The organism is Kribbella sp. NPDC049584 (assembly GCF_040675555.1).
Classification (GTDB): domain Bacteria; phylum Actinomycetota; class Actinomycetes; order Propionibacteriales; family Kribbellaceae; genus Kribbella.
In genome coordinates this window covers 158,308-179,009 of the sequence record NZ_JBFAPF010000009.1, presented here as the reverse complement: position 1 = coordinate 179,009, position 20,702 = coordinate 158,308, and the positions used below count along the sequence as shown (strand labels likewise).

At 66.7% G+C, this 20,702-nt stretch carries 21 protein-coding genes; 12 read left to right on the top strand and 9 right to left on the bottom strand.

Features of this window, described 5'->3' with window-relative positions:
• The first annotated feature begins 69 nt into the window (after positions 1–69).
• Positions 70–597: a hypothetical protein gene (locus AB0J62_RS28250; RefSeq protein ID WP_363877377.1), complete on the top strand. Its 528-nt coding sequence runs from the start codon at positions 70–72 to the stop codon at positions 595–597.
• A 74-nt stretch (positions 598–671) separates the two neighbouring features.
• Here the strand turns inward: AB0J62_RS28250 and AB0J62_RS28245 are convergent, their stop codons facing one another.
• Positions 672–827, bottom strand: coding sequence for a hypothetical protein (locus AB0J62_RS28245; RefSeq protein WP_363877375.1), 156 nt, complete (start codon positions 825–827; stop codon positions 672–674).
• A gap of 500 nt (positions 828–1,327) precedes the next feature.
• Here AB0J62_RS28245 and AB0J62_RS28240 point away from each other — a divergent pair, with 500 nt between their 5' ends.
• Positions 1,328–2,278, top strand: coding sequence for a hypothetical protein (locus tag AB0J62_RS28240; RefSeq protein WP_363877373.1), 951 nt, complete (start codon positions 1,328–1,330; stop codon positions 2,276–2,278).
• Positions 2,279–2,284: 6 nt separating this feature from the next.
• Here the strand turns inward: AB0J62_RS28240 and AB0J62_RS28235 are convergent, their stop codons facing one another.
• A complete protein-coding gene (locus AB0J62_RS28235) occupies positions 2,285–3,826 on the bottom strand; it encodes a PfkB family carbohydrate kinase (protein ID WP_363877371.1) in 1,542 nt (513 codons plus the stop codon).
• A gap of 205 nt (positions 3,827–4,031) precedes the next feature.
• On the bottom strand, positions 4,032–5,552 hold the full coding sequence (locus AB0J62_RS28230) for a carbohydrate kinase family protein (RefSeq protein WP_363877369.1): 1,521 nt from the start codon (positions 5,550–5,552) through the stop codon (positions 4,032–4,034).
• 289 nt (positions 5,553–5,841) lie between these two features.
• Between AB0J62_RS28230 and AB0J62_RS28225 the strand changes: the two genes are divergently transcribed.
• Positions 5,842–6,510, top strand: coding sequence for a methyltransferase domain-containing protein (locus tag AB0J62_RS28225; protein ID WP_363877366.1), 669 nt, complete (start codon positions 5,842–5,844; stop codon positions 6,508–6,510).
• 163 nt (positions 6,511–6,673) lie between these two features.
• Positions 6,674–7,105, top strand: coding sequence for a DUF805 domain-containing protein (locus tag AB0J62_RS28220; RefSeq protein WP_363877364.1), 432 nt, complete (start codon positions 6,674–6,676; stop codon positions 7,103–7,105).
• Positions 7,106–7,198: 93 nt separating this feature from the next.
• Here AB0J62_RS28220 and AB0J62_RS28215 read toward each other — a convergent pair whose 3' ends face one another.
• Both AB0J62_RS28215 and AB0J62_RS28210 read right to left on the bottom strand, forming a co-directional pair.
• Positions 7,199–8,602, bottom strand: coding sequence for a metallopeptidase TldD-related protein (locus AB0J62_RS28215; protein ID WP_363877362.1), 1,404 nt, complete (start codon positions 8,600–8,602; stop codon positions 7,199–7,201).
• The gene (locus AB0J62_RS28210; protein WP_363877360.1) at positions 8,599–10,110 is read right to left on the bottom strand and encodes a TldD/PmbA family protein; all 1,512 of its coding nucleotides are present in this window, start codon (positions 10,108–10,110) and stop codon (positions 8,599–8,601) included. The genes AB0J62_RS28215 and AB0J62_RS28210 overlap by 4 nt, the downstream gene beginning before the upstream one ends.
• A 215-nt stretch (positions 10,111–10,325) precedes the next feature.
• Between AB0J62_RS28210 and AB0J62_RS28205 the strand changes: the two genes are divergently transcribed.
• From AB0J62_RS28205 to AB0J62_RS28195, 3 genes are read left to right on the top strand one after another with little or no spacing between them, the layout of a single operon-like run.
• Entirely contained in the window at positions 10,326–10,883 is a 558-nt protein-coding gene (locus AB0J62_RS28205; protein ID WP_363877358.1) for a sigma-70 family RNA polymerase sigma factor, read from the top strand.
• The gene (locus tag AB0J62_RS28200; RefSeq protein WP_363877356.1) at positions 10,880–11,536 is read left to right on the top strand and encodes a hypothetical protein; all 657 of its coding nucleotides are present in this window, start codon (positions 10,880–10,882) and stop codon (positions 11,534–11,536) included. The genes AB0J62_RS28205 and AB0J62_RS28200 overlap by 4 nt, the downstream gene beginning before the upstream one ends.
• A gap of 37 nt (positions 11,537–11,573) precedes the next feature.
• On the top strand, positions 11,574–12,221 hold the full coding sequence (locus AB0J62_RS28195; protein WP_363877354.1) for a hypothetical protein: 648 nt from the start codon (positions 11,574–11,576) through the stop codon (positions 12,219–12,221).
• Here AB0J62_RS28195 and AB0J62_RS28190 read toward each other — a convergent pair.
• Positions 12,218–12,898: a nucleotidyltransferase domain-containing protein gene (locus AB0J62_RS28190; RefSeq protein WP_363877352.1), complete on the bottom strand. Its 681-nt coding sequence runs from the start codon at positions 12,896–12,898 to the stop codon at positions 12,218–12,220. The two genes, AB0J62_RS28195 and AB0J62_RS28190, sit on opposite strands and share 4 nt — an antisense overlap.
• Positions 12,898–13,740, bottom strand: coding sequence for an alpha/beta hydrolase (locus AB0J62_RS28185; RefSeq protein WP_363877744.1), 843 nt, complete (start codon positions 13,738–13,740; stop codon positions 12,898–12,900). The genes AB0J62_RS28190 and AB0J62_RS28185 overlap by 1 nt, the downstream gene beginning before the upstream one ends.
• A gap of 154 nt (positions 13,741–13,894) precedes the next feature.
• On the opposite strand from AB0J62_RS28185, the gene AB0J62_RS28180 reads away from it, so the two are divergent.
• Genes AB0J62_RS28180 through AB0J62_RS28160 form a run of 5 tightly spaced genes read left to right on the top strand, consistent with a single transcriptional unit; the run spans position 13,895 to position 19,464 of the window.
• Positions 13,895–14,824 (top strand): ABC transporter permease, encoded by a 930-nt coding sequence (locus AB0J62_RS28180; protein WP_363877350.1) that lies wholly within the window; start codon positions 13,895–13,897, stop codon positions 14,822–14,824.
• Complete coding sequence (locus AB0J62_RS28175; RefSeq protein WP_363877348.1) at positions 14,824–15,822, top strand: ABC transporter permease; 999 nt, start codon at positions 14,824–14,826, stop codon at positions 15,820–15,822. Before AB0J62_RS28180 ends, AB0J62_RS28175 begins: the two co-directional genes overlap by 1 nt.
• Positions 15,815–16,813, top strand: coding sequence for an ABC transporter ATP-binding protein (locus AB0J62_RS28170; RefSeq protein WP_363877346.1), 999 nt, complete (start codon positions 15,815–15,817; stop codon positions 16,811–16,813). Before AB0J62_RS28175 ends, AB0J62_RS28170 begins: the two co-directional genes overlap by 8 nt.
• On the top strand, positions 16,810–17,784 hold the full coding sequence (locus tag AB0J62_RS28165) for an ABC transporter ATP-binding protein (RefSeq protein ID WP_363877344.1): 975 nt from the start codon (positions 16,810–16,812) through the stop codon (positions 17,782–17,784). Before AB0J62_RS28170 ends, AB0J62_RS28165 begins: the two co-directional genes overlap by 4 nt.
• Before the next feature lie 9 nt (positions 17,785–17,793).
• The gene (locus tag AB0J62_RS28160) at positions 17,794–19,464 is read left to right on the top strand and encodes an ABC transporter substrate-binding protein (RefSeq protein WP_363877342.1); all 1,671 of its coding nucleotides are present in this window, start codon (positions 17,794–17,796) and stop codon (positions 19,462–19,464) included.
• A 14-nt stretch (positions 19,465–19,478) separates the two neighbouring features.
• Here the strand turns inward: AB0J62_RS28160 and AB0J62_RS28155 are convergent, their stop codons facing one another.
• Positions 19,479–19,985 carry an HAD family acid phosphatase gene (locus AB0J62_RS28155; RefSeq protein WP_363877340.1) on the bottom strand — a complete coding sequence of 169 codons (507 nt, stop codon included), beginning with the start codon at positions 19,983–19,985 and terminating at the stop codon, positions 19,479–19,481.
• The gene (locus AB0J62_RS28150) at positions 19,978–20,526 is read right to left on the bottom strand and encodes a GNAT family N-acetyltransferase (protein WP_363877338.1); all 549 of its coding nucleotides are present in this window, start codon (positions 20,524–20,526) and stop codon (positions 19,978–19,980) included. Before AB0J62_RS28150 ends, AB0J62_RS28155 begins: the two co-directional genes overlap by 8 nt.
• Positions 20,527–20,702: the final 176 nt, after the last annotated feature.

The window sequence follows — 20,702 nt, the reverse complement described above, 5'->3', positions numbered from 1 at the left end:
AACGCCCACAATGCCGAGTGAGTGGTTCGAAGCAAGGATTGGGGGGCCACCACCGTGTCAAACTCTGTCTTGGCAGCGCCGTCTTCACAGCCCGAGAGCTGGTTCTCTGCGCACCTCCGTCGTCGGCTCTACGCCTACCGCGCCGCTCTCACCGAAGAGTGGTCCGAGTCGACCATCCACCCCGACTTCGTCCACGGCCCAGGGCTACCTGCCTCGGCAGGCCAATGCGGCGTCAGCTCAGCCTGGCTGCTGCACGAACTTCCGTGGCTGTTGCGAGCACGATCCCGGTACTGCGTGGGTGACATCCTCGTCGGCAATCAAACGCTGCAGTTCCACTGCTGGATCGAGATCGGCAACCCAACCTCACCCCACCGCTGGGTCATCGACCTAACCTGCGACCAGTACGAACTCCTCGCCGACCGGGCCTTTGTCTGCGACCGCCACAGCACCCTCACCGCCCTCGCAATCGAATACCGGGCCCGGCTCCGCCTCTCGGCCCGAGAACTCAGGCACGATCCGGTCTGGCACCGCACACAGCTCCTGGCCAAGGGCATGACAAGGTGGCTCGCCCGCAGCAACCGACCCGCTGAGTTGTGACAACCGGCCGACTATGCAGTGAACAGACCGACGCCCGCCCGGAATTCTCCGGGCGGGCGCTTGCGTTGCCGAACTCAGCCGGCCATCACAACCGCAACGTTGTAGAGGCCGTAGCAGAAGATCAACACGACTCCCACGAGAACGAGAATCAGAAGCTGTTTCCACAGCGTCACCATGAGTACCGCGCAAGCGAGAGCGACGAGGATCGGGAGCATTTCGTGCTGGTTCATGGCGTCCTCTTTTCCTGATTCACTTCCCTTGTAGCTTGTCATTTGCCGGCGGCCGACTAAAGTAGGTCGCGGCGTTCGCGTTGGATTACTCTTCTATAGGACTCCGCGACAATCGGTTGTCAATCCGTGGGATTTGGTGACAGCCACCCGACCAACATCAAGAATTGAGAACCGGGTGGCGCACCTTGTCGAAAACTTGGCGGCATGGCATCGAAATCAGCAGCGTGGTCTGTGGATGACTCTCTACCAACTGGCGGCGAAGGCGGCTCGATCGACTTGCAGGCCACGCCAAATGGCACAGATGTGGCTGCCAGTTGGCAGCAGGGTCTGTCAGGTGGCGGGCTGGCGTCGTGCGACACCGCCAACACCTGCTGGCTTGGAGATGAGGCGCCGAGGCAACTATCCGCTAGTCTCACGAATGTGGTGAAGATCACCACCGCACGGTGATGTCTGCACGCGTCAACCGATGCGTGTCATCGGCACGTGCGGACTCTGGACGAATGACGATTTCGCAGCAAGTGGCCCGAACGTCAGCGCCTGCGTCGGCCAAGCGGCAAATGCCGATGCGGGGACAGCTAACGCTCGACGGCTGCAGGGCGAACACGCCGGCGTTCGCCGACGAGGTCAAGCGCATCGCAGGCGAGTACGAGGTCCCTGTCCGCGCACTGACAGTCCGTTCGCTATTGCATTTGCCGCTGGTGACACGGTCGAACGGAAGCATCCACCGTAAGGATGTCGTCGCCGAACTGCACCGCAATGCGTCGAGGCTTTGGGGTGATTATCAGGCGATAGAACACCTGATCCCAAAGGATGGGTACTCGCTCAAGGACCTGCGGTTCATGCGGCTGACAGATGGCATCGCGGACGAGATTTTCAGTCGTCTTCACTATCTGCGGAGTGCGCGCGCAGGTTCCCGGAACTTCGCGCTCGTGGACCCGGTGCATCAGCGGCCCGTGACCTTGTGCAGCGTGTCCCCGTTGGAGTGGGCGTTGGTCAGCCGGCAGCTCCGGACGCAATTCGACCTGCCGCCAGGCGCGGCTTGGGACGTGTCGCGGGTCTACTCCTTCGATGTCGCACCGCCGAACGCGATCTCATTTCTGCTCGCGAAGGTTCGACAGGCCATGCGAACGGTCTCAAATGCAAGGGTTTTGACGACAGCGGTCGATCCCAACCTGGGCTTCGTCGGCGCCAGCTATCGGGCGGCCAACTGGCACCAATGGATGTCTGTCCAACCAAGGCCGTACTTGTACGTCGATGGCAGGTACACGAGTCCACGTCAGCTTCGACTTCGGTACGGCGGTGCCAATCTGGCGGAGCTCAGCACAGCCAATCCCGGTAGCCGCTTTGAGCAGAGCCGCGTGCGCTTGCTTGACTCATGGATCTTCTGCTGCCGGCTGCAAGAAGTCACTGAGGCTGTTCCCCGCGATGCCCAGCGCTGTCTGCGTCGGTAAGACGGGTCAGACCAGGTTCTTCGGTTGGAGTGCTGAGCGGGCCAGGAGTGTGTCAATGCGCTTGCGGTCCGGCATCGAGGAGTTCGAGCGGAAGCCGGACGTGGCGCACGACATCGCTGCGGACGCCCAGAGCGCGACCTCGGCCGAGAATCGCCGATCGTTCTCGATCAGCTTGGCCGCCAGCGCTGCGCAGAAGGCGTCTCGAGCGACCGAAGCCTCCTTGTAGATTGTCGGAATCATTGGAACGTGGCTGACGCCGTCACCGGTGTGTGAATAGATCGTGCAACCCCCATTCACCAGGAGACACAGCGTTTCCACGCCGTAGGTGACAAGCTTTTGAGCGACCGGCTCGGGGGTGAACGGAACCTCGTCAGGTGGCGCGAACGGCCCAAGTTCCCAGGCATGGGCTACAAGGAAATCGATCTGTTCAAACGTTTCATGACTGATTCGCTCGTCGGCGTATGGCTGGCCGGGCGTCACGATGACGAGCGGGCGAGTGCTGGGCTCACGATGGGCCAGCGCGAGCGTTCGCTGCATAGTCTCGCGAGGCACTTCGAAGGTGGTCATGAGTACGTCGCAGTTGACCAGTTCGTCGGCTCGCTGATCCACGTCTCGCTTGGACAGGAAGACCTCACGCTGATTGCGCCAGTTCACCGCGATGCTGTCGCCCAACTCCTTCTCGAGCACCCCGGTGACCGGAGTACTCGCATCAGGGACGAGCTTGACCAGGGAGGTGTCCACACCCTCCAGTTCGAGGTGCTCGAGGATGTCCTGGCCGAAGTAGTCGTCGGCGACAGCCGCAATCAGCGATGTCTTCAGGCCCAGCCGGGCACAGCCGATTGCCTGCATCAGGCCTTTGCCTCCGGGGGACAAGTCGAAGTCGTAGGCCTCGGTCGATGTTTCTGATGCAGGTAATGATTTGATGCGGAACGTCGCATCCATCACTGCGCCACCCACTACAATCACGCGCCCGGAATGAGCCGTGTCGTCAGCCGGCGTCAGTTCCCGCGTTGTGGCTGGTCCGCGTACGGAGCCAGAGGGGTAGGTGTCGCGGCGGATCAGTTGGTTCACCAGTTCGCGGAGTACCGCCGGCTCAGTCGTGCCCCGAAGCGCCCGATCGCCCGGAGTATCGGGAGCCTCTAGATCGAGGGCGCCATGAAGGCGGTGCCAATTATCTAGCAGTACCTGGCGGCGGCGACCGAGTGTCGTGTGGTACAGCGATCGGGTGACCCGGTCATCGACACCGGCAGCCGCGTAGGTGCTCTCATGCACGCCCAGGGCGAGGATTGCGTCAGCGACGACTTGTTGCGTGCCGGAGAGGCGCTCACGAACGGTGGTGACGACCAGATTGAAAGCAGCCGCTGCTAGTTCGAGATCGTGGACGTCGCCGAAGCGGGTGGCCGCGAACTCCAGCAGCGGAGCGGTAGCGCCGATGCGGCCGGCGTGGATCCGGTGGACGGTGACACCGTCGTGGGTCCGGAGCTTTTCCAGCACACTGACGAGTAGCAGGGCGGCGTTCGCCTGCCGTCCCTCGCTCCTGGTTGTCATCGACCCCCACCTGCCTTGCTCATCGCATCGTCAGCGTGACTCTGCAGTGAGCAGAGTGTGCCAGCAGATCCATGTCATGTTGAGACCGGGGCTGCCAATGGTTATGTCGGTCAACCGGTTGATCGCCGCAAAGGTTATCTATCAAGCTGATAACGGCAGTCACGCTCTCCACCGATGGTGGCAGTATTCCCTCGATTGGTTGTCATCAGACCTCCGGCGAAATGATTTGGCGATACTTCTCGTCGACTGTGGCTCGGCGGGGGTGGCTTGCGGCTTGGTGGTAGTTCTCGGCGAAGCTGGCCATGGCCGCAGCGGCCCAGCGGATGGTGTTGCCGGTCAGGGTGCGGTCTTCGATGAGGCGGGCGGCCAGGGCGGCGCAGAAGGCGTCGCGGGTGATGGCCGATTCCTTCAGGACCGAGCGCGGAACGGGGATTTGCTCCGGGGGCTTGTCGCGTTCGTAGATACTGCCTCCGCCCGTGTCGCTGAGGAGGCAGAGGGATCGCAGGCCGAGGCTCAGGAGATCGTCACTGAGCAGCTGGGGGTCGAGCTTTGCCTTGTTCGAGAACGCGAAACCTTCGAGTTCCCACTTGTGTCCGACGAGGTAATCGACTTGCTTCAGGAGTGGGCTGAGCAGTTGGCCGTCAGCGTACGGCTGGCCGGGGGTGACGATCACCACGGGATGCTCGGATGCGGCGCCGACGAGGTCGAGGGTGTGTCGGAGAACCGATTGCGGGACTTCGAACGTCAGCAGCAGTACGTCGCAGGATGTCAGCATGGCGGCGTACTGATCGATCGTGGGTATGTCAAGTTCGACGCCGTCGCGCCAGACCGCGGCTGAGCTGTTGCCCGCAGGGAGTTCGAATACACCCGTGGCCGGCGTCCTGGCGGTAGATCGCTCGATGCGCCTCAGCAGCGAGACGTCGACCCCTTCGGCTACCAGGTGAGATTCAATCTCCTTGCCTTCGTCGTCGCTCGCTATGGCTGCGATCAGAGACACATCCAGATCCAGATGAGATGCGGCAACCGCCTGGCTGAGACCCTTGCCGCCAAGGGCGCGGGTATAGCTCATCGCCATTGCCGATGTTCCGACCTTGGGAATTGAGCCGAGCCGCCAGATGTGGTCGATGGTGGCGCCACCGATGACGATGACCTTTCCGCTGGCGTCGGAGTCGGCGGTTTGCGCGGTGGAGATCGGAATGGGTTCTCCGGGTTCGGAGACCTCGATGGTCGGCTTGGGATTCACCAGAAGGGCGGCGAGTCTCTCGAAGACTTCGCTCTCCGTCCGTGAGCGCAAAGTGTGTTCGCTTGGCGGTTCTGTGAGCGGTTGCTCGCCGAGTGCTTCGTGTAGAACCTGCCAGTTCTGGACGATCGCGAGCCGGCGGTCACCGAGCCCACCGGATCCGAGGTGATGGATCGTTCGTTTGGAGACCGCGTGCGACCTGTACGTCTGGAGGTAGATCCCGAGCTTGAGGATTGCGTCGGCAATGATGCGGTCGGCGACCGCGTCCAGTTCGCGGACCTTTTCGGCGATGACCTCTAGTGCCGCCTCGGCCGGTTTGTGGCCAGTTTGGACGGCCTGGTTTTGGACGATGGGCAGGCCTAGGAGGGGCTGGGCGGCTCGGGTTGAGAGGCGTTTGAGGGTGAGGCCGTCGTAGCGGCGGAGGGACTCGAAGACAGGGACCAAGTAGGTCGCTTCGTTTTGTCCTTGGAACAGGTGGTTGGACATGCGTCCCCCAACGCAGCTAGTTAGCAATTTCAGTATGTGGGCGGCGGTCGCGTGGCGCGGATTGTCAGCGTGTCGTTGCAAGCACTTGATTCAGCCGCGGGGAACTGCGGACGTCGGTCCGGATGGTTGCAGTAGGCAAGCTGGGGCCTGTGGGTAAGGCTGTGGATAAGGGACGGTGCCGTTGGACTGCCGTGGAACCGTTTCGTTGTTGGGTGCGTCTATTCGGGGTTCTGGCGTAGGCTGCTGCGGTCTGTCGGGCGCGGTTGGGGGGACGGATACGGGGAGCACGATGAATATTGGGCATGTGGAGCTTGCGAGGGCTCAGCAGGAGCGGTGGGAGTCGGCTTATGCGCGGCGCCCGCGGTTGCACGGGGCGGGGCCTTCGGTGGCGGCGGAGTGGGCGGCTGGGGTGTTTGGTGCCGCGGGCATCGATGATGTGCTGGAGTTGGGGGCGGGGCACGGTCGGGATGCGCTTTTCCTGGCCAGGCAGGGATTCAGCGTGCATGCCACCGATTTCAGCGAGGCGGCGCTCGATCAGTTGCGGCACGAGGCGCAGCGGGAGGGGCTCGACGATCGGGTGACAGCGGCGTTGCACGACGTACGGGATCCGTTGCCGCCGGCCGATGCGACGGTCAACGCGGTGTTCGCGAATCTCCTGCTGAACATGGCGTTCTCGCCCTCCGAGCTGCGGTCTCTCGTCGCGGAGATCCACCGCGTTCTCTGCCCTGGTGGGATTTTCGTGTACGCCGTGTGGTCGGCAGCCGACTCGTGCGCGAAGTACTGGCGTCGGTTGGAGGACGGACTGGCGATGCACGACGGCTTCGTCGGGCGGTTCTTCGACGAGTCATTGGTGACCGAGCTGGCCGAGGAGTGGCGGCTCGACGAGACGACGGCGTACGACGAAAGTCAGCGGCGGATGTGGCGGGTCACCATGACCAAACCCGTGCAGGAAAGCTGAAGCCGGCTCTAGGTGTTCCGGTTCCGAACAGGTGAAGTTGCCTGCGGTACCGGCGTGCCAGATTGCGGTGTGGTCACCAAAGCGAAAAGTTGCATTGACGAACCCGACCGGTTCCGACAGGCTCGGTCCGCGTCTCACCTTCGACCATCGGAGATACAGCAAAATGCAGTGGTACATCGACGTTCTGAAGAAGTACGCCGTGTTCAGCGGCCGGGCCCGCCGCAAAGAGTACTGGATGTTCGTGCTCTTCAACGTGATCGTCTCGATCATCCTGTCCATCCTGGACAAGATCCTCGGCCTCGACTTCGGCTCGGGCTCGAGCAGCTCGTCCGGCTGGCTGTCGACGATCTACAGCCTGGCGGTGCTGCTGCCGACGATCGGTGTGGCGATCCGGCGCATGCACGACACCGGGCGTTCGGGCTGGTGGATCCTGATCAACCTGATCCCGTGTATCGGGTGGATCTGGTTCATCGTCCTGGCTGCCCAGGAGGGCAACGCCGGTGACAACGCCTACGGTCCGGACCCGAAGGCGGCCGAGCGGTTCGGCGGCCCGGGCCAGGCCGGTCCGGCGGAGCCGGGTTACCCGACCGTCTGAGTCCGTCTGAGTAGTCCGTCTGAGTCCGACTGGGTCCAGACACGCAGAACGCCCCGCCGATCGGCGGGGCGTTCTGCTGTTACCAGGCAGGACTCAGTTGGCCTGGCTGACGCTCGACATGTTGAAGTCGGGCACGAGCAGCGGCGGCGTCGCCGTCCGCGAGAAGTAATCGCCCCATTCCCTCGAGTACGACGGAACCGTGGCGCCCGCGGCGGTGAACCGGCCGAGCAGATCGACCGGACTCTCGTTGAACCGGAAGTTGTTGACCGCGCCCGTCACCTCGCCGTTCTCGACCAGGTAGACGCCGTCACGGGTCAGACCGGTCAGCAGCAGCGTCTGCGGGTCGACCATCCGGATGTACCAGAGGCAGGTCACCAGCAGGCCGGTGTCGAGCCCGGCTACCAGGTCGTCGGTCGAGCCGGCGCCGCCGTCGACGGACACGACGTAGTTCGCGATGTCGGGCGTCGCCTTCGGTACGCCGATGAGCTCCGCCGTATGACGGCTCGTCATCAGGTGTTCGAGCTTGCCGCCCCGGATCCAGTCCGTCGCGTGCAACGTCAGCCCGTTGTCGAACACGCTCGACGAGCCGCCCGACGACCGGGCCACCGCGAACGCGAACGCCTCGAGCCCGGGCAGCGCCGGGTCGGAGTGCAGATTCACCGGGTGCTGCGACAGGGTGTCGCCGATCCGGGTGCCGCCGCCGGACTTCGAGAACACGGTCTGGCCGTCGAAGGCATCGCGGCCGTCGAGCTGCCAGTACAGGTACGTCATCAGGTCGGCGACTGCGGCCGGCGGCAGGATCGTCGGCTGCCGGCCGGCGTCGACCGAGACCGTCCGGGTCGCCCAGCCGAGCCGGCGGCTCAGCTCGGCGTCGAGCGCGAGCGGGTCGACGTCGGTGAAGTCTCGGGTGGCCGTGCCGACCCAGGCCGAGTGGCTGAGGTCGGCGTTCTTGCCGGTCGAGGACACATACCCGCGGGGGAGCGCCTGGCGCAGCCGCAGACCGGTCGACGAACCGACGTACAGCGTGACGACCTCGTGGTTGGCGAACCCGTACAACCGACGCCGCTCGAGCTCGGCGCGCTTGAGCGACTCGCCGAGCGACGGCGCGAACTTCTCGTAGACGCCGACCGTCGTCTCCTCGGGTTCGAGCTCCCAGTCCGCGCCGACGGCGCCGTCGACGAGCGGGCGGGCATCCTCGGCCGGTCCCGCGGCGCGGGCGGTGGCGATCGCCGCGGAGACGATCTCTTGCAACGAGTCCTCGGTGACGGACGAGCGGCCGATGACGCCGGCCGCCGTGCCCTCGCCGGATCCGACCGTGGCGATGACGGTCACGCTCGAGCCGCGCATCGCGCCGTTCGTGGTCAGGGTGTTGTTGGCCCAGCGCAGGTTCGTGCTGGAGGTCTCGGCGACGAGTACGACGCAGCCGTCGGCGCCCTCGGCCGCGGCCAGCGCCAGACCGCGCTCGATGGTGTCCTGGGGCGTGAGTTGGATCGTCACCGGCCGGCCTCCTGCGTGGTGTTGAGAATGCGGACGCTGCGGAACAGCGCGGACGGGCAGCCGTGGGTGACCGCGCCGGACTGCGGCGGCTCGGCCTTACCGCAGTTCAGCGCGCCGCCGAGCAGGTACGTCTGCGGGCCGCCGACGGCCTCCATCGAGCCCCAGAAGTCGGTGGTGGTCGCCTGGTAGGCCACGTCGCGGAGCTGGCCGGCGATCTTGCCGTCGACGATCTTGTAGAACCGCTGACCGGTGAACTGGAAGTTGTACCGCTGCATGTCGATCGACCAGGACTTGTCGCCGACGATGTAGATCCCGTTCTTGACCCGGCTGATCAGCTCCTCGGTGGAGGGGCCGTTCGGGGCGGGCTGGAGCGAGACGTTGGCCATCCGCTGGATCGGGATGTGGCCGGACGAGTCGGCGTACGCACAGCCGTTGGAGCGCGGTGTGCCGAGCAGGTCCTCGTTCTTCTTCGCCATCCGGCGGTCGACCTGGTAGCCGACCAGGATGCCGTCCTTGACCAGGTCCCACTGCTGGCCGGCGACGCCCTCGTCGTCGTACCCGACGGTGGACAGGCCGTGCTCGACCGTGCGGTCGCCGGTGACGTGCATGACCGGCGAGCCGTACTTCAGCGTGCCGAGCTTGTCGATGGTGGCGAAGCTGGTGCCGGCGTAGTTCGCTTCGTAGCCGAGGGCGCGGTCCAGCTCGGTGGCGTGGCCGATCGACTCGTGGATGGTCAGCCAGAGGTTGGTCGGATCGATGACGAGGTCGTACTCGCCGGCCTCGACGGACGGGGCGGCGAGCTTCTCGGCGAGCCAGCCGGGGATCTGGGCGAGCTCTTCGTCCCAGTTCCACCCGGTGCCGGTCATGTACTCCCAGCCGCGGCCGGCCGGCGGGGCGCAGGTCGACATCGAGTCGAACCGGTCCTCGGCGACGGCGTGGGCGGTGATGTTCGGGCCGATGCGGACGCGCTGCTGGGTGTGCGACGTGCCGGCGGTGTTGGCGTAGTACTTGCACTCGTGGATGGTCGCGACGTGAACGCTCACGTGGGCGACGCCGTCGGCCTTGAGCAGGCGGTCGCTGTAGTCGGTGAGCAGGGCGACCTTGTCGGCGCGCGGGACGGTGAACGGGTCGATCTCGTACGACGAGATCCAGGTGACGTCGTCGTACACCGGCTCGTCGGCGAGCTCGATCGTCTCGGCGTTGATCGGGCGGGACACCTGCGCCATGTTCACGGCCTGCTCGGCGACGCGGACCGCTTCGTCCTCGGTGAGCGCGACGCCGGCGGCGAATCCCCACGTGCCGTCGTGGATCACGCGGACGGCGAGGCCGAGGTCCTCGTCGTCCTGCGCGCTCTCCAGGACGCTGTCGCGCAGGGAGATCGACTCGGACCGGATCCGCTCCAGGCGGAACTCGGCGTACGTCGCGCCGAGGTCGCGGGCGCGGTGGAGCGCCGCTTGGGCGAGTTCATGACGGGGGAGGGCGAGGAAGCTCGCGTCGACTTCGGGCACGTGTCGACCTTATACACGGAACCGGACAAAGCCCGGCGGTGTAGTGACAATGACAAGAAACCGCCTCGCTCCGCTCGGCGGGCAGGGCGAGGGGCCCGGCTCCTGGGTGGGGTGAGGCTGCCTCGCTCCGCTCGGCGGGCTGGGTGAGGGCCCGGCTCCTGGGTGGGTTGGGGTGCTCGCTTGCTTGGTGGGCTGGTGAGGGTGTGGATCGGTTGATGGGAGGCGTGATCGAGGGCGGTGGGGATGGTGAGGTTCTGGCTCGGGTGCGGGGTGGGGATAGGGCCGCGTACGGCGAGTTGGTGGGGCGGTATGCCCTGGTGGCGAAGCGGACTGCGGTGTTTCTCGGGGCGGGGGCTGATGCGGATGACGTGGTGCAGGAGGCGTTCGTCAAGGCTTACAGAGGGCTGGGCGGGTTCCGGGAGGGAGCTGCCTTCAAGCCCTGGTTGCTGCGGATTGTCGCCAACGAGACCCGGAACGCGGTGCGGGCACGTGGCCGGCGAGCACGGCGCGAGGAACTCGCCGCGCCGCTGGACGTCGTACTGGATCCAGCCGACGCCGCAGAGTCGCTGGAGCGTCGGACTGAGCTGCTGAACGCCGTACGCACGCTCCCGGAGCCGATGCGGCTCGTCGTGACCTGCAGGTACCTGCTGGACCTGGATGAGCAGGAGACCGCCGTAGTACTCGGCTGGCCCCGCGGGACGGTCAAATCACGCCTGCATCGCGCCCTGGGAAGACTCCGAGACGCCCTACCGGACAAGGAGGTGCAGCGATGAGCCTCGAAGACGAACTGCGGGCCGTCGGACGATCTGCCGTCGTACCTCCGGTTGACGACACCCTGGCAACCACAGTGCTCACGCGCGTAGCGGACATCCCAGTGCGGAAGCGCCTGCGCGACAGATGGCGCGCGTTCCTCGCCGGCTTCCTCGTACTGCTCGCTGGCCTCGCGCTGACCCCACCGGTGCGCGCCGCCGTCGCAGAGTGGCTGCGGATCGGCGGCGTCCAGGCGCAGCCCGTCGGCAGCGGTCCGAGTACTGCGCCTCCAGTGCCCACCGTCGGGGGACACCTGTCGTTGGACCAGGCCGCACAGGTCGCCGGGTTCACTCCAGCGCTTCCGAAGGAGCTGGGTCCGCCGACCGGAGTTGAGGCGTCGAAGGGGTTCATCGCGACCAGTTGGGCCGGTGTGCGGTTGGAGCAGTTCCAGTCCGGCATCGAGCCCATGTACCTCAAGCGGTACTACGGCAGCCTCGAATACGTCGAGCAGATCAACGCCTTCTGGTTCGAGACCCCACACGACCTCGTACTGGTCGACAAACGCGTCGTACGCGTCGCCGGACCCACTCTGGTCTGGGAGCGCAACGGCGTGACGTTCCGCCTCGAGGGCCCTGACAAGACCCGGGCAATAGCCCTGGCCAGCGGAACCTCCTGACCGACGGCGGTGTATCCAGCGTGAAAGGAGAGCCGCCATGATCCGTCGTACGCTCGCACTCGCCGCAGCACTGCTCGGACTGACCGCGTTCACCGCACTTCCAGCGCACGCAGGAGGTCCCACCAGCGTGCTGCTCAGCGCACCGCCGCACGTGGCCGCCGTCGGCTACGACGACGAGCGGTACTACGACCTGCAGAACCTGGTCCAGGCCCCGTCGAAGACCGCCGCCGGGAGCGATGTACACAGCGCCGGCAGGTTCGTCCGCGCGACCTGGCTGATCCACGACATGAGCGTGTGGCGGATCGACGTCATCTACCCGGACGCACCCGGTGGCCCGTGGATCTCCACGGAGGAGTTCATGACCGGAACCAAGCCCGACAAGCCCACTTGGCACCGGGCCGCCGATCCGGCACGCCTTCTCGAGGTGCTCGGAACGTTCAAACTCCTCGACGGCAAGTTCGACGGCGGCCCCACCCTCGGCAACGGCTACTCCTCAGCCGACGCGCCCGTCACCACACCCGAGCCGACATCCGAGCCGGCACCCGCACCGGCGCAGTCCCAAGTCACCAGTACCAGTGTCTTCACCGGCTGGCGCTGGATCATCCCCGGCGTCCTGATCGGCGCAGCCGCCGCAGTCGTTGCCGTCCGCGTCTTCCCGAAACGCCGCTGGGAGCTGATCGACTAGAGCTTCGCCGTCAGCTCGAAGCCCGCAAACAGCCGTCCACCGTAGCGAGCAAGGATGTGGTCCACGGCAACGATCAGCCGGTCGTCCTCCGCCCGTACGCCGTCCATCAACGCCGCAGCCTGAGCACTGTCGTACGCCGAAACCTCCCGCAGCAGACCCTTGCCGGTACCGGACCAACGCCCAGCACCGGTCAGCAACAGCCGGGCCGCGTCCTGCCACAGCACCGAAGCGATCGCCAGTCGCACGTCACCGGACGCATCCGACAGGTCGTCAATCAGATTGGTGATCGTGTACCGCAGCAGGTCCAGCTCGTCCACGGACAACGGCTTGGGCCCGGCAGCCACCTCAGCCAGGTACTCCTGCTGCAGCCGAGCCCCGCACCCATCTGTGTCCAGCAGTACGACAGACTCTCCGACAAGCCGCATCATGGTCGGCTGGCGTCGCTCCTGGTCCTTGTCCGCGAAATAGCGCAGTGACTTCTCGGTGTGGACGAACAGCTCAACCGGCCAGCCGGCGTACTCCATCGACTTCCGCATCGGCGCCGGGGGACCGTCCAGCAACACAGTGATGTCCAGGTCGGATGTACTACTCGCGTCACCGCGCGCCACACTGCCGCCGAGCCAGGCGGCTCGAGCATCCGGATAGAGCTCCTGTACGAGTTGGCGTGCGACGTCCATCAGGACAGTGTCAGCCAGCGCAGCAATTCACGGTACGCATTTGCCGGCGGGATGTGACCGCCCACGTAGTACTTGCGTTCCGCGTGAGGCATCGCAGCGGCCAGGATGTCGACGTACTTGCCCGCGCGTTCGTCGGCTGAGCCATGCCAGAGGCTGACGGGGACCTTGATGTCACCCAGCTCGAAGCCCCACGGGGCAGCGAAGGCGAGGTGGTCGTCGAGCCAGCCGTCGTGGCTGGTGACGAAGGTGGCGTCGAGACGAGCCATCGCCGCGGCGTCCTCCCGGGCGGGCGGACCCGGCTCTGCTCCCGGTTGAGGTGGGATCTCTGGTCCGCCTGCTTCAACAGCAGCCATGATCGTCCGGGCTGTCTCCTCCAGCCCAGGCCGGAGGTCGCCGTGTACTGCGAGCCAGGAGGTGCGATTGCGGCGCGGGTCCGCGAGCTCTTCCTCCTCGGTCGGCTCCGGACCGTCGACGATCGGCGGCGCGTTGCTACCGATCACCGCGCACCTCGTCACTCGCTCAGGCAGCAGTGCGGCACACGCCAACGCATGCGGTCCGCCACCTGAGCCGCCCGTGACCGCGAAGCGGGCCCAGCCCAGCGCATCGGCCACCGCAACCGCGACCTCGACCACAGAGGCCACAGCGCGCCCCGGCCGGCGCGTCGACCCGCCGTAACCGGGGCGGTCAAGCGTGGCGACTCGCAGACCGGACGACTCGATAGCCGCCACGGCATCCGGCCGCTTCCAGCGTGTTGACGGCGTACCCCCGAACGAGAGCGCCGGCAGACCGTCCTCAGCGCCGTAGACGCTGTAGAGAACCATCCGGTCGCCGATCCGCACCATGTCGTCCACGAGCGGAGCGTAACCACCCGACAGCAGCTATCCGAATCCACAGTTACCAACCCGAGATTCTCGGAATTCGAGATGCGACGCGGGTGGTGGAAGGATGCGCCCTAGGTTTTGTCGGCTGTAAGAATCCAACCAGTCGGGAGTGCTTGTGAGTTCCTCGGTCGCCGGGACCGTTTCACCCACCCGGCAGGCGTTGCGCCGGCTACGGCGTGACCGCAGCGCGCGGGTCGGCGTCGTACTGGTCGTGGGGCTGATCGTGGTCGCGGCGGCCGCGCCCCTGCTGGTGCGGCTGGCCGGCCAGGACGCGACGACGTACCACATCGATCTGCTCGATCCGAACCGCGGCAACGCGCCGGCGGGCGCGCTCGGGGGGATCAGCGGCACTCACTGGTTCGGTGTCGAGCCGCTGACCGGCCGGGACCTGTTCGCGATCGTCGTCCTCGGCCTGCGGACGTCGCTGACCATCGCGATCGTCGTCACCGTGATCACGACGGTCGTCGGCACACTCGCCGGGATCAGCGCGGCGTACTTCGGCGGCTGGTACGACGCGGTCATGTCGCGGCTGCTCGACTTCCTGTTCGGGTTCCCGCAGCTCGTCTTCATGATTGCCCTCGGCATCATCATCCCGGCCAGGTTCCCACGCTGGCTGCTGCTGATCCTGGTGCTGAGCTTCTTCGGCTGGGCCGGCCTGGCCCGGCTGATCCGCAACCAGGCCCGCTCGCTGGTCGCCCGGGAGTTCGTCGAGGCGGCCCGTAGCGTCGGCTCGAGCGGCTGGATGGTCATCACCCGCGAACTCCTGCCGAACCTGCTCGGCCCGGTCCTGGTGATCGCCACCCTGGCGATCCCCGGCTACGTCGGCACGGAGGCGGCGCTGTCGTTCCTCGGCGTCGGCGTACCACCGCCGACACCGAGCCTCGGGCGGTCGATCTCGGACTCGATCGCCTGGGTCTACACCGGCGCGGACCCGTGGTTCCTGCTGTTCCCGGGTGCGGTGCTGTTCCTCGCCGTCCTGGGGTTCACGCTCGTCGGTGACGGCGTGCGGGACGCATTCGACGTCCGGTTGCGGAGGACGAGCTGATGCCCGACCTCGTCTGGTTCGTGACCCGGCGGCTGTTCGCGGCCCTGCTCGTGATGCTTGCGCTGAGCCTCGCCGTCTACCTGGTCTTCTACGCGATCCCGGCCGACCCGGCCCACCTGGCGTGCGGCAAGCCTTGTACGCCGGACCGCCTGGAGCAGGCGCGGCACTTCATGCAGCTCGACCAGAGCACCCTGCAGCAGTACCTGAGCTTCCTGAAGGGCGTCTTCGCCGGCCGCACCTTCGGTGAGGGTTCGGCGGCCGTGCACTGCAACGCGCCCTGCTTCGGGTACTCGTTCCCGCTGGCCCGCCCGGTCACCACGCTGATCCTCGACCGGCTGCCGGTCACCGCCTCGATCGCGATCGGCGCCGCCGTACTGTGGCTGATCTTCGGTGTCTCGCTCGGTGTGATCGCCGCCCTGAACCGCGGCCACTTCCTCGACCGGCTCGCGATCGGGATCGCGCTGGTCGGAGTCTCGACGCCGTCCTTCCTGCTCGGGCTACTGGCGATCCTGGTCTTCGGGTTCTGGCTCAACATGGTTCCGGTCAACGGCTACGTCCCGTTCACCGAGAGTCCGGTCGACTGGGCCTGGCACCTGATCACGCCGTGGATCGTGCTCGCGATCCTGCAGGCGGCGTCGTACATCCGGCTGACCCGGTCGCAGATGCTCGAGGAGCTGAACCTCGACTACATCACCACGGCCCGGGCGAAGGGCGCCGGCGAGTCGCGGGTGGTCCTGACCCACGGACTCCGCGGCGTCCTCGTGCCGGTCGTGACGCTGTTCGGCCTCGATCTCGGCGGTCTGCTCGGAGGTGCGATCCTGACCGAGAAGGTCTTCAGCATGCAGGGCCTCGGCGACCTGCTGATCACCGCGGTCGGCTCGCTCGACGTGGCCGTCGTCGTCGGCGTGACGCTGTTCTCGGCGTTCCTGATCATCCTCGCGAACCTGGTGGTGGACATAGTGCACGGTGTGCTCGACCCGAGGGTGAGTCATGGCTGAGCCGGTCCTGGAAGTGCACGACCTGCACGTCACGTTCACGACCGAGGGTGGTCCGGTGCCCGCCGTCGACGGGATCGACTTCGCCGTCGCGCCGGGGGAGACGCTGGCGATCGTCGGCGAGTCCGGTTCCGGCAAGAGCGTCAGCTCGGCCGCAGTGATGGGTCTGCTGCCCTCGAACGCCCGGGTCACCGGCGAGGTCCTGCTCGACGGCCGCGAGCTGAACGGCCTCCCGGGGGAAGAGCTCCGCAAGATCCGCGGCAACGACATCGCGTTGGTCTTCCAGGACGCGCTGTCCGCGCTGAATCCGTACTACACCGTCGGCTGGCAGGTCGCCGAGGCGTACCGCCTGCACCACGACGTCTCGAAGAAGAAGGCGCACCAGCGCGCGATCGAGATGCTCGACAAGGTCGGCATCCCGGACGCGAGCCGCCGGGCCGACAGCTACCCGCACGAATTCTCCGGGGGAATGCGGCAGCGGGTCGTGATTGCTATGGCTCTGGTGAACGACCCCAGAGTGCTGATCGCGGACGAGCCGACGACCGCACTCGATGTGACCGTGCAGGCACAGATCATGCGCTTGCTCGACGACGTGCAGGAGGAGTTCGGTACGGCGCTGGTCCTGATCTCGCACGATCTCGGCGTCGTCGCCGAGGTCGCGGACGACGTTCTGGTCATGTACGCCGGCCGCGCGTCCGAGCGCGGCACGGTCCGGGACATCTTCTTCCGGGCCGCCCACCCGTACACGCTCGGTCTGCTCGGCGCGATGCCGCGGGTCGACCTGCCGCCGAAACCGCGGCTGACCACGATCCCCGGCAGCCCGCCCACGCCGGGATCGATCACCACCGGTTGCCCGTTCCAGCCGCGGTGCGCGTACACGCATCTGGTCGGCGAACGCTGCATCACCGAGCGTCCCGAGCTCACGCCTCGCCCCGGCCAGGGCGATCACGAGGCGGCCTGCCACCTCGGACGACGGCCGGAGGTGCTGCTGTGAGTGAGGAGCTGCTGAACCTCAAGGACGTCAAGAAGTACTTCGGTCTGCGCGGCGCCCCGTGGCGCAAGGCGCAGGCCGTCCGCGCGGTCGACGGCGTCAATCTCGTCGTCCGCAAGGGCGAAACCGTGGGTCTGGTCGGCGAATCCGGATCGGGCAAGTCGACGCTGGCCCGCGTGGCGACCCGTCTGCTCGACCCGACCCAGGGCCGCGTCGAGATCGGCGGCACCGACGTCACCAAGGTGCGTGGCCGCAGGCTGCGGCCGGTCCGCCGGCGGATCCAGATGGTCTTCCAGGACCCGCAGGCGTCGCTGAACCCGCGGCAGTCGGTCGGCACCATCCTCAGTACGCCGTACCGTGCGCAGGGCATCCGTCCGACCCGCGCGCAGCTGGTCGAGCTGCTGGAGCAGGTCGGCCTCGCCGAGCAGTACCTGGAGCGCTATCCGCACGAGTTCTCCGGCGGTCAACGCCAGCGGATCGGGATCGCCCGCGCGTTGTCGGTGAAGCCGGACCTCCTGGTCTGCGACGAGCCCGTGTCGGCGCTCGACGTGTCCGTCCAGGCCCAGGTGCTGAACCTGCTGGCCGATCTGCGCGACGAGCTCGGCCTGTCGTACGTGCTTGTCGCGCACGACCTCGCCGTGGTCCGGCAGGTCGCCGACCGGATCGCGGTCATGTACCTCGGCACCATCGTCGAAGAGGGTCCCGCCGCGCAGGTCTACGAGGCGCCGGCGCATCCGTACACGAAGGCGCTGCTGTCCGCGGTACCGGTGCCTGAGCCGGGTGTGGACCGGGACCGGATCGTGCTGACCGGCGACGTACCGACGCCCATCGACCCGCCGTCCGGCTGTCCGTTCCGGACCCGTTGCTACAAGGCGCAGGACGTGTGCGCGACCGAACGACCGGTGCTCGAGCCCGTCCAAGGTTCGACCGAACACCGGGCCGCCTGCTACTTCCCTGAGCCCCCACCCTCCTGAGAGGACATGATGAAACACCTAACCCGAGCGGTCGCGGTAGCGGCCGCACTGGTGTTGGCAGCGGCCGCTTGCAACGCCAATGACAAGACCGCCACCGGTGGCAGCACCGCGGCCGCCGAGCAGGGCGGCACCTGGCACGTGCTCACCACGAGCAAGGAGATCAGCCTCGACCCGGCCAAGAGCCAGAACCTCGGGATCAGCACGATCCACCTGGTGCTGCGCGGCCTGACGTCCTGGAAGACCTCGCCGGGCAAGGCGGCCGAGCTGGTCCCCGACCTGGCCACCGACACCGGTCAGGTCAGCGACGGCGGCAAGACCTGGACGTACAAGCTGAAGTCCGGCCTGAAGTACGGCGACGGCTCGCCGATCGTTGCCGCCGACATCAAGTACGGCGTGGAGCGGTCGTTCGCGCCGGAGCTGTCCGGCGGACTCGGGTACCACAAGTCGCTGCTCGTCGGCGGCGACAAGTACCAGGGCCCGTACAAGGGCGGCGAGCTGGCCTCGATCGAGACGCCGGACGACACCACCATCGTGTTCAAGCTGAACAAGCCGTACGGCGACTGGCCGTGGATCGTCAGCATGCCGGCCTTCGCGCCGGTGCCGAAGAAGGCCGACACCGACCCCGCGCACTACGGTGAGAAGCCGGTGGCCAGCGGTCCGTACCAGGTGAAGACGTACGCCCCCGGCTCGAAGCTCGAGCTCGAGCGCAACCCGAACTGGGACAAGTCGACCGACCAGGCCCGGACCGGCCTGCCGGACTCGATCGTGCTCGAGATGGGCCTGCAGCCCGACGTCGTGAACCAGCGGCTGATCGCCGACGCCGGCGACGACAAGTTCGCCGCGACCACCGGCGTCTCGGTCCCGGCCGCGCTGATCCCGACCGTGAACGGCAACCCCGCGGTCAAGGCCCGGGTGGCGACCTCGCCGTCGGGTGCGCTGGAGTACCTGGCGATCAACACGCAGCGCCCGGCGCTCAAGAACCTCCAGGTCCGCAAGGCGATCGAGTACGCGGTCGACAAGCAGGCCGTCCAGGTCGCCGAGGGCGGTCCGGAGTACGGCGGTGACATCGCGTCGACGCTGATCACGCCGGGCATCGACGGCTACAACAAGTTCGACTCGTACGAGGCGCCGCCGGCCGGAGACCCGGAGAAGGCCAAGCAGATGCTGGCCGCCGCGGGTGTCAGCAACCTGAAGCTGGTGCTGGCCGCTGACCAGACCAACGGTCTGGGTGTGGCGCAGGCGATCCAGCAGGGCCTCAAGCGGGCCGGGATCACCGCCACCATCAAGCCGCTCGACTACGAGCCGTGGAACGACCTGGTGACCGGCAACAAGCCGGACTTCGACCTGACCGTGTCGAGCTGGCTGCCGGACTTCCCGTCCGCGATCGGCAACATCCAGCCGCTGTTCGCCTCGTCGGAGATCGGCAACGGCGGGTTCAACCTGTCGCGGTACTCCAACCCCGCGGTGGATGCGGCGATCGCCGCGGCCACGGCCGAGACCGACCGGGCCAAGGCGGCGAGCATGTGGGGCGCGCTGGACAAGCAGATCATGGCCGACGCACCGGTCGTCCCGCTGATCTACGCGCGGAACGCGTTCCTGCACGGGTCGAAGGTGCAGAACTTCTACCTGTCGGCGTACCCGCCGTACCCGAACCAGCTGATCGTCGGCCTGAGTAAGTAGTCCTGAGTAAGTAGTTACGTCCGGCCCTCGTGTTCCTGGGCCTCGAAGAGGGTCGGCTGGGTCTCGGCATCGAGTCCCCAGTCGGCCCTCATCACCGTGTAGCCGGCCTTCTCCGCGGCGGCGATCACCTTGGCGTCGTCATCGACCAGGACGGCGACCGGGCGCTGTTCGGCGAGGCGTTGCAGCCGGCCGAGCTTCATCATCGTCGACGGGCGCCGGTCGGTGTTGCCGCGCATGTACAGCTTCCCGTCCGGGAACCCGTTGTCCTTCAGCCACTTCAGCGTCTCCCGCCGCAGCCGCTCCGGCCGCCCGGTCAGGTAGACGATCTCGTGCTCGGCCGCCAGCGTCGTCGCGACCGCGAGCCCCTCGTCGAGTACGGCGTCCTCCTTGGCGTGCGCGAAGAACGAGTCCCAGTCCTTCGGCTTCCGCTCGATGAAGTGGATCCGCTTGCTCGTGTCGGACAGCGTCGCGTCGATATCGAGTACGGCGTACGGTCGTACTTCTGTTGGCGGCTCATCCATGCCGACCAGCTTCCCAGGTCGCGCGGTCGACGCCGTACAGCACCTCGCCGAACTCCGTGCCGGGCAGCGGATCGTCGAACTGTTCGTGGTAGAGCTTCAGGAATCGCAGGCCGGATCGTCGCATCACCGCCCGCGAGCGATGGTTGACCGCCATGGTGTCTGCCACCACCTGCTCCATGCCGAGGCCGAAGGCGTGAGCGATCAGCGCCTTGGTCCCCTCGGTCGCGTAGCCCTTGCCCCACGCGGCCCGGTTGAGCCGGTAGCCGACGCCGACCACCTTCGCGTCGGCGGTCGGTTGCAGCCCGAACCAGCCGATGAAGCCTTCTGCCGCCTCGGCTTTGAACGTGCCGAGCTGCGGGTGCTCGGCGTACACCTTGAGGATCTCCGGCAGTACGACGTTCTCGATCTCGTCGCGTGGTGTCGGCTGACCGGTCAGGAACCGCATCACCTCGGGGTCGGAGTCCAGCGCCACCAGCAACTCGACATCGGCCACAGTGAACCGGCTGAGCATCAGTCGATCGGTCTCGAGGTAGGTCGCCACCCCCGGATCCTAGGCCCGCAGCACCGCCTTCCCCGCCCGGCCACGGGCTCCTTGGGCACCCATCAACCGTTTCGCTGAGGCGCGAACGGTTGATCCGTGCCCAAGGATGGGTGTCCGGAGTGTGGGCGGGTGGGGGTTGCGGGTGTGTTGGGTTGGGTGGTTGTCGGTGGGGCGGG